Below are 13326 nucleotides of genomic sequence, written 5' to 3'. Positions count from 1 at the left end.
GCAATCCGGTCAGGCCGGATTGCCGAGCTTGAACTGAACGACATCAATGCGCCCATGGCGGAAGCCGACGGCGCAATAATGCAGATAAAGCCGCCACATGCGATAGAAATGACGATCAAATCCCTGGGGTTCGATCCGCTGCCAATTGCTGGTGAAAGCACTATCCCAGGCTAGCAGCGTGCGATCATAGTCCTTGCCGAAAGCAAATGCATCCTCAACCGACAGGCCCTGGCGTCGCGCGTCGCGACCGAAGACCTCGATCGAGGGCAACATACCACCCGGAAAAATGTAGGTCTGTATGAAGTCAGCACTGCGGCGATAGCGCTCGAACCGGTCCTCGCTGATGGTGATCGACTGGATGATCGCCTTGCCACCGGCCACCAGTCTGTCTCGCACCGTCCTGAAATAGGTTGCCCAGTTTTCTTCACCGACCGCCTCAAACATTTCGATGGAGACAATCTTGTCAAACTTGCCGGGGCAGTCGCGATAATCCTGCAAGCGAATTTCAACACGGTCAGCAAGCCCCGCTTTCTCCAACCGTTCGCGCGCAAAACGTGCCTGCTCGACCGAAAGCGTAAGGCAGGTGACCCTGCAGCCGGTCGCGCGCACCACATGCTCGGCAAAACCACCCCAACCGCACCCGATCTCAAGGACATGGTCATCCGGGCCGATGTTCAGTTCCCGCACAATCCGCGCATATTTCGCATCCTGCGCCTCGGAAAGTGACATGCCGGGCCGCTCGTAAAGGGCGGAGGAATAGGTCATCGTGCGATCGAGCCAGAGCCTATAGAAATCGTTGCCGAGGTCGTAATGGAAGGCAATGTTGCGGCGGCTGCCTCGCTTGGAATTGCGACGCAGGCGATGGCGAAGCCGCGCCAGCATGGCAAATGCCTTGGATGAGCGCAGGACGGAGGAAAGCCCGCCCTCATTGACCACCGCCAGTTCCAGCAGGGCGCCGAGGTCCGGCGTGTCCAGATCCCCGTCCATATAAGCCTGCGAAAAGCCCAGGGTGCCATTCGTCACCATACGCACCACGGATCGCGGGCGGTGGATCACCAGAACAGCGGTCGGACCCGGACGATCACCGATGGCCACGTGGTCCTGGCCGTTTTCAAACTGGAGGGTCAAGCGACCATGGGTGATGCGATCTGCCCAGGAACAGACGAGGCGCTGCCAGAAGGGCCGGCCATGAATTGTGGTTGGCATTTCACGCTCGGCATGACTCATGACTTCTTTATCCCGTTATGCAAAATGATAGAGGTGGCCACCGGGTTAGCGGCTGGGGTGTGACGATAGATCGGCGTGCCTTTCCACCACAGGCGCAAGGCCTCCCAGTGAATGCCACCCATGACCTTGAGGGTCATCAGCGGATAAGCCAGCAGCATGCGCAATAAGCTGCCGTCCGACAAGTCCCGGCGCTTTCCGCTGAAACCTGCAAAGAGCAAGGCTCCTTCGCTGTCTGTTTCGCCAATGTTGATGGAAACCGTTTCCTCGGGAGGCTGAATGCTGAAATTATAGGTGCAGTCCATGGGGATGAACGGCGAGACATACATTTCCTTGGCGCATTGATGCCGCACCGGCCCATCGTCGGCGGAAACCGGGATCACATAGGTGTGGCGTTCCTTGAAGGTGTTGCAGACCTCATAGAGAATTGCGGCGAGCCTGCCGTCCGCAGCGTGGCAGAAGTAAACTGTCAGCGGATTGAAGACATAACCCAGAATACGGGGATAACAGAGCATGCGAATGCGCATGCCCGTTGGCTCAAGGCCTGCTTCGCGAAGCTTTTCATCCGCCCATCGACGCAGACCTCCTTCGACGCCATCGCCATGATCCTTGTCATGGACGGAATAGACTGCGCGGCGATTATGGCCAAAGAGCCGCAGAGTCTGGCTCAGCACGGGCATTTCGTCCAGGTCAAGCAGCAGTGAGAACACGCTGTAGCGCAGCTTGTGCTGTTTGGGACGATGCCGGACATGGACAACATGACCGGCATAAATGGCAGATGCAAAGCTCATTCAGCAGCCTCAAGCTGTTCGCCGAGCACGATCCGACCGGATTCATTGGCCACCGTCCAGGGGCGTCGCACACCACCGAGTGCTTCGGCCACCGCGAGGCCTGACTGCAAACCGTCCTCATGGAAGCCGCTGCCGAAGTAAGCGCCGCAGAACCAGGTCCGGCGGCGACCCTGCAACTGCCAGAGCTTTTTCTGTGCCGTGATCGCTGCGGCGTCAAAGAGCGGGTGCTCGTAATTGAAGGTTTGAATGATCTTGGACGGATCAATCGGACGGCAGGGATTGAGCGTTACAAAAAGTGGAGCATTCGGATCCAGCGACTGCAGCTTGTTCATCCAGTAGGTCACGCAGAGATTGCTGCTGCCGTCATCGCGGCGCTCGGAGAGATAGTTCCAGCTTGACCACACGGCACGACGCTTTGGCATCAATTCCTCGTCGCAATGCAGGATGACCTCGTTCGGCGTGTACTGGAAGGAGCCGAGAATTGCCCGTTCGGCCTCATCGGCATCTTCCATCATGTCGAGGCTCTGATTTGCGTGGGTGGCCAGGACCACATCGTCAAAGCGGTCAGAGTGGCCGGCTGCGTCAACCACCTCGACGCCGGTCGGCAAACGCCGGATTGTCCTGACAGGGGTGGAGAGCCGCACCTCGCCGGCAAAGTCAGCCAGGATCCGTTTCACATATTCGCGGCTTCCGCCTTCTACGGTGCGCCATTGCGGCCTGTCCTTCAGCGAAAGCAGACCATGATTGCCAAAGAAGCGAATGAAGGCATGCAGCGGATAAAGCCGCATTTCGTGGGCCGTTGTCGACCAGATCGCTGCCCCCATCGGCAGCAGATGGTCTTCCACAAAGCTCTCTGCATAACCGGCAGTCGCCAAATAATCGCCGAGGCTCACTGTTTCGAGTTCAGGCTTTTCGAGCAGGGCCGGCGCTTCCTTGTAGAAGCGCAGGATGTCGGACACCATCTTCCAGAAACGCGGGCGGAACAGATTGCTACGCTGGCCGAGCAGACCCTTCAAGCCCGAGCCCGAATACTCGAAGCGGCCGCGCTCCAGGGATGCGGCAAATGACATGTTCGAAGGCAGGTTGGGAACCTTCAGATGGTCGAACAGGGCGACAAGATTAGGATAATTGCGGTCATTATAGACGATGAATCCGGTATCGACCGGGATATGCCGACCCGCCGTATGGGCGACAACCGTGTGGGAATGTCCGCCGGGTCGACCCTCCGTTTCGTAGAGCACGACATCGTGTGAACGGCTCAGCAACCATGCTGCCGAAAGGCCGGAAATGCCTGATCCGACGACCGCGATCCTGCGCTTACCGCCGAACGCGGCTCCAATCAATCCAGTGTCCATCCCCGCCGTAACCCTTTGTAGAAATTGTTGCTATCGGTCCCTTTACGCAGCCTACATGCAAATGGATCGATGGTGCGAAATTATTTGGTGGGGAGTGATCCGGCATTTCAACACTCGCGTAGTTGCCAGCATGATAAGAGCGATTCCCATGACGGCAGATGCGTGCCACAATGAATCCGGGCATATTGCGCGGCAGAGTGTTGTTGCATCGCTCCATAAAGGGAAAAAAAGCGTATCTATGTCCCAGACGGTTGATGATCCTGCGCAGCGCAATTTCACCGAACTTCTTGCCGCCGTTGGCAAAGATCGAGACATAGAGGCGTTCGAAACGCTCTTCAAACATTATGGACCCAAGGTTCGCGCTTACATGGCGAAACTCGCCAGAGACGGGCAGGCGGCTGAAGAGTTGATGCAAGAGACAATGCTGGCAGTCTGGAACAAGGCAGATCAATTTGATCCGGCAAGGGGCAATGTCTCCAGCTGGATCTTCACGATCGCCCGTAACCTGCGCATCGACGCCTTTCGCAAGGAGCGTCGCCCGACCTTTGATCCGACCGATCCAGCCTTCGTGGCGGACGATGTCGCACCGGCCGACGTGGAGTATGAAAGCCGGCAGGAAGCGGATCGTCTTCGGCGCGCCATGGAAACACTCCCACCGGAACAGCTCGAATTGCTTAAAATGTCCTTCTACAACGAATCTTCACATAGCGCGATCGCCGCTGAGCTCGGTCTTCCGATGGGAACGGTCAAATCCCGTATTCGCCTGGCCTTCGCCAAGCTTCGCGCAGCCTTGGAGGAACGCGCATGAGCGTGAACGTCCAGCATCATATCAGTGACGAACTGCTTCTTGCCTACGCCTCCGGCAGCCTGACGGAAGGCTGGAGCATTGCTGTGGCAACGCATCTGGCGCTTTGCCCCAACTGCCGTCGCCGGTTGTCCTTCATGGAGCATGCAGCCGGTGAGCTTCTGGAAATGAGTGCGACCGAGGTCACGCCGCAGCCGGAGACGGTGTCCGCCGACAGCTGGGAAAACATGAAGGCAAGACTGAAGGCCGACAAGCCCGTTGTCGGCAATGACGACAAGTCGATCGTGGCACCGAGGGCGACAGATATGCCTGTCTTGCCCGAACCGCTTCGCTCTTACCTCGGGGGCGATGTCGGTAGCCTGAAGTGGAAAGCGCTTGGTCGTGGGGCCTATCATATTCCGATCAAGACCGGGGATCGGGAAAGCCAGGTTCGCCTGCTGAAGATCCCGGCTGGAAAGCCGGTCCCCGAGCATTCCCATGGCGGGCGTGAATTGACCCTGGTGCTCAAGGGCAGCTTCACGGATGGCGAAGCGATTTTCCGTCGCGGCGACATTGAAGAAGCCGATGAGACGTTGACGCATCAGCCCGTGGCAACGCCGGACGAGGACTGCATCTGTCTTGCGGTGACTGATGCACCCCTGAAGTTCCGAAGCCTGATGGTGCGGCTCGTCCAGCCCGTTCTCGGGATCTAGCAGCCCCAGGGCCCGTTCAGGTGAGCGGGCCGCAAAACAAGGTTCGACCCATGAACTACGTTATCGCCTATGTATCGACAGCGGTCGTGTTCTTCGGGATCGATTATGTGTGGCTGACGCGGATCGCCATTGGCTTTTACCGTCGCCATATCGGAGACCTCCTGCTGGCAACTCCCAATTTCGCCGCTGCGGGTGCCTTCTACCTTTTCTACGTGGCCGGCATTGTCTATTTCGCCGTCATGCCAGCGGTGAATGCCGGTACAATCGTGACCGCGCTGGTAAATGGCGCTCTCCTTGGCCTGCTGGCCTATGGCACCTACGACATGACGAACCTCGCCACGCTGAAGGGATGGTCGCTGACCGTGAGCATCGTGGACATGGCCTGGGGTGCCGTACTGACGGCAACAGCGGCTGCAGCCGGCTATTATGTCGTGTCACGCTTCAGCAATTGATCCCGTGGTCAACGGGGCGGTCTCGCCCTAGATTGCTGGCATGATCAAGGCTGACCTTCTTCTGCATCCGACCCCTGCCGGGCTCCACTGTCCGATCGGCAGTTTTTATGTCGACCCGGTCCGTCCGGTCGACAGGGCTCTGATCACTCACGGGCATTCGGACCATGCAAGGGCAGGCCACCGCCATGTGCTTGCCACGCGCCAGACCCTCGACATCATGAAAATCCGTTATGGTGCCGGATTTTGCCAACAGGAACAGGCGATTGCTTTTGGCGACACAGTTCACATCGATGGTGTCGCTGTGTCGTTTCACCCCGCAGGCCATGTGCTCGGCTCAGCGCAGATCGCCATAGAGCATGCGGGTACGCGTATCGTCGTATCCGGGGATTACAAGCGCGGCGATGACCAGACCTGTGCCGGCTTCGAGCCTGTCGCCTGCGATGTCTTCATTACGGAGGCGACGTTCGGCCTGCCTGTCTTCCACCACCCCGATCCTTTACGCGAAACCGCGAAGCTCTTGCACTCTATTGCCCAGTTTCCAGGTCGCAGTCACCTCGTCGGTGCCTATGCCCTGGGAAAGGCGCAACGGGTCATCTCGCTCATCCGCCGCAGCGGCTATGATCGACCGATCTTCCTGCACGGGGCCCTGACAAGGCTCTGCGACTATTATCAGGAACAGGGTGTCGATCTCGGCGACCTTCGACCCGCCACGATCGAGGGCCGCAAGGGACCAGGCTTCGAAGGCGAGATCATCATTGGCCCGCCGTCTGCCTTCAACGACCGTTGGGCCCGCCGTTTTACAGATCCGCTGATTGCCTTTGCCTCTGGCTGGATGATGGTGCGCCAGCGCGCCAAGCAACGCGGCGTCGAACTGCCGCTGGTGATCTCCGACCATTGTGACTGGCCCGAGCTCAAAGCGACGATCAGCGAGATCCGACCAGCCGAGGTCTGGGTAACGCATGGACGAGAGGAAGCGCTGGTCCGCTGGTGCGAGCTTGCAGGGATCGCCGCCCGTCCGCTTCATCTGGTCGGCTATGAAGACGAAGGGGATTAGGCGATGAAGTCCTTTGCCGATCTGCTCGATCGCCTGGTTCTGACGCCAAGCCGCAATGGCAAGCTGAAGCTGCTGGAGGACTATTTCCGGGCAACGCCCGATCCGGACCGAGGCTATGCACTTGCTGCCTTGACCGGCGGTCTGGAGATCGGCAGCGTCAAACCCGCACTGCTTAGGGAGCTGGTTCTGGAGCGAATGGACGAGGTTCTGTTTCGTTACTCCTATGACTATGTCGGGGATCTGGCCGAAACCATCTCCCTCGTCTGGGAGCCTGCCACTCCGAAAGACCAGGATATCGATCCGCAAAGCGTCAGGCTCTCACAGATCGTCGAACGGCTTCAGAAGCTTTCGCGCAACGAGACGCGCGGCGTGATGCGCGATCTTCTGGACCGGCTTGGGACATCGGAGCGCTTTGCGCTGCTCAAGCTGGTGACCGGCGGTTTGCGCATCGGGGTTTCGGCGCGCCTTGCCAAGCAGGCGCTTGCCAGCTTCGGCAACAAAGACATCGAGGATATCGAAAGCCTCTGGCATGGCTTGAAGCCGCCTTATCTCGAACTCTTCGCCTGGCTGGAGGACCGGTCGGAAAAGCCGGAACTGGCAACGCCGGCGATCTTCCATTCGGTCATGCTGGCCACGCCGATTGAAGACAGGGATTTCGCCATACTCGACCCGGCTGATTTTGCCGCCGAGTGGAAATGGGACGGAATCCGCGTGCAAATGTCCTGTGGCTCAGGACGCAATCGCCTCTATTCGCGTTCCGGCGACGATATCTCCGGGGCCTTTCCCGATATCGTCGAGGCCGCCCGTTTCGAAGGCGTCATCGATGGCGAATTGCTGGTCGGCGGCACCAGCCGCAGCAATCAGCCGACCCGGACCTTCTCCGATCTGCAGCAACGCCTCAACCGGAAGACGGTGACGGCCAGGATGATGGAGGACTATCCCGTCTTCATTCGTGCCTATGACATCCTGTTTGATGGCAGCCAAGATATTCGCAGCGAACCCTTCGTGACGCGACGTGAGCGGCTTGCAACGCTGATTGAGGCAGAGCGACCGGATCGCTTCGATCTGTCACCGCTTGTGGCGTTTTCGAGCTGGCAGGAGCTTGAAGAGCTGCGCGCCTCGCCTCCCGATCCGGTCATCGAAGGCCTGATGCTCAAGCGGCTCGACAGCACCTATCAGGCTGGGCGGGCGAAGGGCCCCTGGTTCAAATGGAAACGGGACCCGATGAATGCGGATGCTGTCCTGATGTATGCCCAGCGCGGGCATGGAAAACGATCAAGCTATTATTCCGACTTCACCTTTGGCGTCTGGACCTCGCTGCCGGACGAGGGAGATGTTCTGGTGCCTGTTGGCAAGGCCTATTTCGGTTTCACCGATCAGGAACTCGAAATCCTCGACCGCTTCGTCCGCAACAATACGGTGGACCGGTTCGGACCGGTTCGGGCGGTTCGGGCGGAGCCCGATCATGGTTTCGTGGTCGAAGTCGCCTTTGAGGGACTGGCCCGCTCAAGCCGCCACAAATCCGGCATTGCCATGCGCTTTCCTCGTATATCGCGGCTCAGGCAGGACAAGTTGCCGCGCGAAGCGGACCGGCTTGAAACCCTGATGGCCCTTCTTTCGAACTAGGCCCAACGCTCGACTTCTGCTTGTCAACACAGGCGCTGCGTGTAACCTTCCGAAACGGAGGAGGCCGGCTGAGGGCAAGACAGTCGGTCGGAGGTTTCAATGTTGAATGGGCACGATCCCCTGCTCGTCATGCTGTCCCTGGCTGTGGCGATACTGGGTGGCTATACGGGCTTTGGCCTCGCCGCGCGTATTGGTCAATCACCGAATGCCAATCGGCGTCTGCTCTTGACCGGAGCGGCGGCCTTTCTTGCTGTTGGTATCTGGACCATGCATTTCGTTGGCATGATGGCAGCCCCCCTGCCCGCCGATGCCAGCTATCTCGTGCTGCCCACGGTGACGTCCTTTCTCATCTGTGCCCTCGTCGTCGGCGTCTCGCTTTTCCTTGTCAGCATCGGAGAGGTGTCGACGACGCGAATCGCGCTCGCTGCCGTTCTACTCGGCATCGGCATCGTCTCCATGCATTATGTCGGCATCCATGGGCTGGCGGGACGTTTCATCATCGAGCACGACCACCGTATTGTCGCGCTGTCATTGCTGATTGCGGTTGCCGCTGCCTATGGCGGATTGCGCATCTATCTGGCGGCGCAAGGCGGATGGCGTCTGGCGTTGAGCGCCGTCGCCTTCGGTTTTGCCGTTTCCGGCATGCATTATACGGCGATGGCGGGCATGCGTTTCGTTCCGACGCTCGTGGAAGAGGCTCATGGTTATGCGGGCCTTGCCGCTTCGCCACAGATTGTGTCGCTTGTCGTCGCGCTTCTGTGTTTTGTCATCGCCGCCGGATTTCTGCTGTTCCTTGTTCCGGAACCGAAAGCAAAACGGGCGAAACCCGAGTTCGTGGGCGTCGACCCCTGGGTGCTGGAGGCCGAAAGTGTGGAGCCTCGCACCGGTGCCACCAATACCGGCTCCCCAAGACGGGCTGCACCGCTTGGAGGCATTGGCATGCCACGCCAGCAACCGATCGAGCGCGTACCCGTCACAAGTGCCGATGGCACCCATCTCATCGAGATTGCCGAGATCCGCAGCATCCGGGCCGATGCCCACTATACACAGGTGCATGATGGCCATCGGGAACGGCTCTGTCCCTGGTCCATTTCGGAGCTTGAGGCAAAGCTCGATCCCACAGATTTCATGCGGGTGCATCGAAGCCACATCGTGGCGCTTGCTCATGTCACCTTCATCCGAAAGGAAGGCGATGGAGCCGTTGTCGAAGTCGGTGGAGCGGAAAGCCATTTCGTTCCGGTCAGCCGTTCGAAGATTGCCGAAGTGCGGGCGCGCCTTGGTCTAAGCCGCACGGCTTCAAGCCCGGTGCGTCAGAGAAGCTGACGCAATTCGTGCGAGATAGCCGCAATTCGTGCGAAAAATCGTGCTTCGTGCCGCCGGTTGCTGCGTCGTCTTGCCGCCTTCCATCTTTCGGATCAGCCTCCGTCCCATCGATCGCGTCCCGCCAGACCGACGTTATGGGAGGAGACCATGATACCAGGCGCATTTGAATATCATCGGCCGACATCCGTCGCCGATGCCGTGAAGCTATTGTCTTCGCTGGGCGATGAAGCCCGTCCGCTTGCGGGCGGTCACAGCCTCATCCCGATGATGAAGCTGAGATTTGCAACGCCCGAACATCTTGTGGATCTGAGTGCCATCGATGGCCTCAAGGGCATCTGTCGCGATGGCGATGCCTTTATCATCGGAGCAATGACCTCACAGTCCGATATTCTCAACTCGGCGGAGATAGCGAGCCATCTGCCGATCCTTCACGAGACGGCGAAGCTGATTGCCGATCCGCAGGTCCGCTATATGGGCACGCTCGGTGGCAATGTCGCCAATGGCGATCCCGGCAATGACATGCCCGCCGTAATGATGGCATTGGGTGCGACCTACAGGCTGGAAGGCCCCGATGGTCAGCGCGATGCGGCGGCGACGGAATTCTACCAGGGTGCCTATTTCACCGCCCTTGAACCCGGCGAGATCCTGAGCGCCGTTTCTATCCCGATCCCGGAGACCGGCCATGGCTATGCCTATGAGAAGCTGAAGCGCAAGGTGGGGGATTATGCCACAGCCGCTGCAGCCGTCATGCTGACGATGAAGGATGGCAAGGTCGCCACATGCTCGATTGCCCTGACCAACCTGTCGGAAACCCCACTTCTTGCCGAAGAAGCAGCGGCTGCCCTGATCGGAACCTCGCTTGACGAGGCCAGCCTCAAGGCTGCCGTTGAAGCGGCGCGCGCCATCATGCAACCGGCATCGGATGCCCGCGGCACACCCGAGTATCGCACCCATGTGGGTGGCATCATGGTCATGCGGGCTATCCAGCGCGCCGGTCAACGTGCGGCTTGAGGAGGATAACAAATGGCAAAAACACACGTCACCATGACCGTCAATGGCGAGCAGATGGAAGGCCTTGTCGAGCCTCGCACCCTGCTCATCCACTTTATCCGCGAACAGCTGCTTCTGACCGGCGCCCATATCGGCTGTGAGACCAGCCATTGCGGTGCCTGCACCGTCGATCTCGACGGCAAGTCGGTCAAAAGCTGCACCATGTTCGCCGTTCAGGCCAATGGAGCTTCGATCACCACGGTCGAGGGCATGGCCAATGCCGATGGCACGCTGTCTGCGCTGCAGGAAGGTTTCCGGCAGATGCATGGCCTGCAATGCGGCTATTGCACGCCGGGCATGATCATGCGGGCGCATCGACTGCTGCAGGAAAACCCGAACCCGACGGAAGAGGAAATCCGCTTCGGCATCGCCGGCAATCTCTGTCGCTGCACCGGCTACCAGAACATCGTCAAGGCGATCCAATACGCCGCCGCCAAGATCAACGGCACCGAATTCCAGGAGGCCGCAGAATGAATGTCATGACTCCCACGCGGGAACAGAGGGAAGCCAAGCTCGAAGGCATGGGCTGCAAGCGCAAGCGCGTCGAAGATGTTCGCTTTACCCAGGGCAAGGGCCAGTATGTCGACGACGTGAAACTGCCCGGCATGTTGCATGGCGATTTCGTCCGCTCGCCCTATCCGCATGCGCGGATCAAGTCGATCAACACCGAAAAGGCGCTCGCCGTCAAAGGCGTGCTGGCGGTCATTACCGCCGAGACCCTGAAGACCGTCAACCTCGCCTGGATGCCGACGCTGGCCGGTGACGTCCAGATGGTGCTGGCCGATGGCAAAGTGCTGTTCCAGAACCAGGAAGTGGCCTTTGTCGTGGCGACCGACCGCTATGCCGCCGATGATGGCATTGCAGCAGTCGAAGTGGACTATGAGCCGCTTCCGGTGCAGGTCGACCCCTTCACCTCCATGGCCGAGGATGCACCGGTCCTGCGCGAAGACCTCGAAGGCAAGATGGTTGGTGCTCATGGACCCCGCAAGCATCACAACCACATCTTCGAATGGACTGTCGGTGACCGTGAATTGACGGATGCCGCCTTTGCCAAGGCGGATGTGACGATCAAGGAGATGATCTCCTATCACCGGACCCATCCCTCGCCGCTCGAAACCTGCCAATGCGTCTGCTCCTTCGACAAGATCAAGGGTGAGCTGACGATCTGGGGTACATTCCAGGCACCGCATGTCATCCGCACCGTGGTCGCACTGATTGCCAAGATCCCCGAACACAAGATCCATGTCATCGCACCCGATATCGGCGGCGGCTTCGGCAACAAGGTCGGTGCCTATCCCGGCTATATCTGCGCGGCTGTCGCCACCATCGTCACCGGCAAGCCGGTGAAATGGGTCGAGGATCGGATGGAGAACCTGACAACCACCTCCTTTGCCCGCGACTATCACATGACGACGGAGATCGCGGCCACCAAGGAAGGCAAGGTGACGGGTCTGCGCGTGCATGTGCTGGCCGACCACGGCGCCTTCGACGCCTGCGCCGACCCATCGAAATGGCCGGCAGGCTTCTTCAACATCGTCACGGGCTCCTATGACTTCCCGGTCGCGCATCTTTCCGTGGACGGCGTCTACACCAACAAGGCGCCGGGTGGTGTCGCCTATCGCTGCTCGTTCCGCGTGACGGAGGCGGCCTATTGCATCGAGCGCGGCATGGATATCCTTGCCCAGAAGCTCAACATGGACCCGGCGGAGCTTCGGTTGAAGAATTTCGTCAAGGCCGAGCAGTTCCCCTATCACTCGGCGCTCGGCTGGGAATATGATTCCGGCGACTATCACACCGCCATGCATCAGGCGATGGAGAAGATCGACTATGCCGGGCTGCGCCGGGAGCAGACGGAAAAGCGCGAGGCCTTCAAGCGGGGCGAAACCCGGGAAATCATGGGCATCGGTGTCTCCTTTTTCACCGAAATCGTGGGCGCCGGCCCGTCGAAGAACTGCGATATCCTTGGTATTGCCATGTTCGACAGCTGCGAAATCCGGCTGCATCCGACCGGCGCCGGTATTGCCCGTGTCGGCTCGAAGAGCCAGGGCCAGGGACATGAGACCACCTGGGCACAGATCATCGCCACGGAAATCGGTATTCCCGCCGACGACATCATGGTCGAAGAAGGCAATACCGATACGGCGCCTTATGGTCTTGGCACCTATGGATCACGCTCCACGCCGGTTGCAGGGGCTGCAATCGCCATGGCAGCGCGCAAGATCAAGGCCAAGGCGCAGATGATCGCCGCCTATCTGCTCGAAGTGCATGAAGGCGACCTCGAATGGGATATCGACGGTTTCCGGGTGAAGGGCCTGCCGGAGAAATACAAGTCGATGAAGGATATCTGCTGGGCGGCCTATAACTCGGTGCCTCCGGGCATGGAGCCCGGCCTGGAAGCGGTCAGCTATTATGACCCGCCAAACATGACCTATCCCTTCGGCGCCTATTTCTGCGTCATGGACATCGATGTCGATACCGGGGTCTACAAGGTTCGCCGCTTCTACGCACTGGACGATTGCGGCACCCGCATCAATCCGATGATCATCGAGGGGCAGGTGCATGGCGGCCTCACCGAGGCCTTTGCCATCGCGATGGGCCAGGAGATCCGTTACGACGACAGCGGCAATGTCATGGGCGGGTCCTTCATGGACTTCTTCCTGCCGACCGCCGTCGAGACCCCCCATTGGGAAACTGACTTTACCGTCACACCGTCCCCGCATCATCCGATCGGGGCAAAGGGTGTGGGTGAAAGCCCGAATGTCGGCGGCGTGCCGGCCTTCTCCAATGCCGTCAACGACGCCTTCTCCTTCCTTGGTTCGACCCATATCCAGATGCCGCATGATTACTGGCGGAACTGGGAAGCGGCCAAGGCGTTGGGCGTCACGGGCTGATTGGATCCAGCGATGGCGGACCTGAGCGAACAGCCGGCGAGGCAAGCCTTTTCCCCCGATCAG

12 protein-coding genes are annotated in these 13326 nt (G+C 59.5%); 9 read left to right on the top strand and 3 right to left on the bottom strand.

The features are described from left to right. Positions 1-9: 9 nt before the first annotated feature. The 3 genes from FE840_RS05150 to FE840_RS05140 are packed head-to-tail and all read right to left on the bottom strand — an operon-like array spanning position 10 to position 3370. On the bottom strand, positions 10-1227 hold the full coding sequence (locus tag FE840_RS05150) for an SAM-dependent methyltransferase (protein WP_138285887.1): 1218 nt from the start codon (positions 1225-1227) through the stop codon (positions 10-12). After that, a complete protein-coding gene (locus tag FE840_RS05145) occupies positions 1224-2015 on the bottom strand; it encodes a DUF1365 domain-containing protein (RefSeq protein WP_138285888.1) in 792 nt (263 codons plus the stop codon). The genes FE840_RS05150 and FE840_RS05145 overlap by 4 nt, the downstream gene beginning before the upstream one ends. After that, the gene (locus FE840_RS05140; RefSeq protein ID WP_138285889.1) at positions 2012-3370 is read right to left on the bottom strand and encodes an NAD(P)/FAD-dependent oxidoreductase; all 1359 of its coding nucleotides are present in this window, start codon (positions 3368-3370) and stop codon (positions 2012-2014) included. The genes FE840_RS05145 and FE840_RS05140 overlap by 4 nt, the downstream gene beginning before the upstream one ends. Before the next feature lie 238 nt (positions 3371-3608). Between FE840_RS05140 and FE840_RS05135 the strand changes: the two genes are divergently transcribed. The 9 genes from FE840_RS05135 (at position 3609) to FE840_RS05095 (ending at position 13263) form a co-directional block, all read left to right on the top strand. Beyond that, entirely contained in the window at positions 3609-4178 is a 570-nt protein-coding gene (locus tag FE840_RS05135) for a sigma-70 family RNA polymerase sigma factor (RefSeq protein WP_138286013.1), read from the top strand. Continuing rightward, positions 4175-4867, top strand: coding sequence for a ChrR family anti-sigma-E factor (locus tag FE840_RS05130; RefSeq protein ID WP_425502170.1), 693 nt, complete (start codon positions 4175-4177; stop codon positions 4865-4867). Before FE840_RS05135 ends, FE840_RS05130 begins: the two co-directional genes overlap by 4 nt. Positions 4868-4917: 50 nt before the next feature. Then, positions 4918-5319, top strand: a complete 402-nt coding sequence (locus tag FE840_RS05125; RefSeq protein WP_138285890.1) for a DUF2177 family protein — start codon at positions 4918-4920, stop codon at positions 5317-5319. Positions 5320-5362: 43 nt separating this feature from the next. Beyond that, positions 5363-6373, top strand: a complete 1011-nt coding sequence (locus FE840_RS05120) for a ligase-associated DNA damage response exonuclease (protein ID WP_138286015.1) — start codon at positions 5363-5365, stop codon at positions 6371-6373. A 3-nt stretch (positions 6374-6376) separates the two neighbouring features. After that, on the top strand, positions 6377-7999 hold the full coding sequence (locus FE840_RS05115; protein WP_138285891.1) for a cisplatin damage response ATP-dependent DNA ligase: 1623 nt from the start codon (positions 6377-6379) through the stop codon (positions 7997-7999). A gap of 99 nt (positions 8000-8098) precedes the next feature. After that, positions 8099-9322, top strand: coding sequence for an MHYT domain-containing protein (locus FE840_RS05110; RefSeq protein WP_138285892.1), 1224 nt, complete (start codon positions 8099-8101; stop codon positions 9320-9322). Positions 9323-9469: 147 nt separating this feature from the next. Then, on the top strand, positions 9470-10333 hold the full coding sequence (locus tag FE840_RS05105; RefSeq protein WP_138285893.1) for an FAD binding domain-containing protein: 864 nt from the start codon (positions 9470-9472) through the stop codon (positions 10331-10333). Between the two features lie 12 nt (positions 10334-10345). Continuing rightward, positions 10346-10846 (top strand): (2Fe-2S)-binding protein, encoded by a 501-nt coding sequence (locus tag FE840_RS05100; protein WP_138285894.1) that lies wholly within the window; start codon positions 10346-10348, stop codon positions 10844-10846. Continuing rightward, positions 10843-13263 carry an aerobic carbon-monoxide dehydrogenase large subunit gene (locus FE840_RS05095; protein WP_138285895.1) on the top strand — a complete coding sequence of 807 codons (2421 nt, stop codon included), beginning with the start codon at positions 10843-10845 and terminating at the stop codon, positions 13261-13263. Before FE840_RS05100 ends, FE840_RS05095 begins: the two co-directional genes overlap by 4 nt. Positions 13264-13326 lie beyond the last annotated feature (63 nt).

Origin of the sequence: Peteryoungia desertarenae (assembly GCF_005860795.2) — a bacterium.
GTDB classification, from domain to species: Bacteria; Pseudomonadota; Alphaproteobacteria; order Rhizobiales; family Rhizobiaceae; genus Allorhizobium; species Allorhizobium desertarenae.
Note: the sequence above shows the minus strand (reverse complement) of the source record. Positions and strands in the feature narration are given on the sequence as shown.

What these genes read in the sequence shown, in the direction of transcription:
- FE840_RS05115 (WP_138285891.1), top strand. Translation starts at nt 6,377, where the DNA reads ATGAAGTCCTTTGCCGATCTGCTCGATCGCCTGGTTCTGACGCCAAGC.
- FE840_RS05100 (WP_138285894.1), top strand. Translation starts at nt 10,346, where the DNA reads ATGGCAAAAACACACGTCACCATGACCGTCAATGGCGAGCAGATGGAA.
- FE840_RS05145 (WP_138285888.1), bottom strand. Translation starts at nt 2,015, where the DNA reads ATGAGCTTTGCATCTGCCATTTATGCCGGTCATGTTGTCCATGTCCGG.
- FE840_RS05135 (WP_138286013.1), top strand. Translation starts at nt 3,609, where the DNA reads ATGTCCCAGACGGTTGATGATCCTGCGCAGCGCAATTTCACCGAACTT.
- FE840_RS05150 (WP_138285887.1), bottom strand. Translation starts at nt 1,227, where the DNA reads ATGAGTCATGCCGAGCGTGAAATGCCAACCACAATTCATGGCCGGCCC.
- FE840_RS05130 (WP_425502170.1), top strand. Translation starts at nt 4,175, where the DNA reads ATGAGCGTGAACGTCCAGCATCATATCAGTGACGAACTGCTTCTTGCC.
- FE840_RS05140 (WP_138285889.1), bottom strand. Translation starts at nt 3,370, where the DNA reads ATGGACACTGGATTGATTGGAGCCGCGTTCGGCGGTAAGCGCAGGATC.
- FE840_RS05095 (WP_138285895.1), top strand. Translation starts at nt 10,843, where the DNA reads ATGAATGTCATGACTCCCACGCGGGAACAGAGGGAAGCCAAGCTCGAA.
- FE840_RS05110 (WP_138285892.1), top strand. Translation starts at nt 8,099, where the DNA reads ATGTTGAATGGGCACGATCCCCTGCTCGTCATGCTGTCCCTGGCTGTG.
- FE840_RS05105 (WP_138285893.1), top strand. Translation starts at nt 9,470, where the DNA reads ATGATACCAGGCGCATTTGAATATCATCGGCCGACATCCGTCGCCGAT.
- FE840_RS05125 (WP_138285890.1), top strand. Translation starts at nt 4,918, where the DNA reads ATGAACTACGTTATCGCCTATGTATCGACAGCGGTCGTGTTCTTCGGG.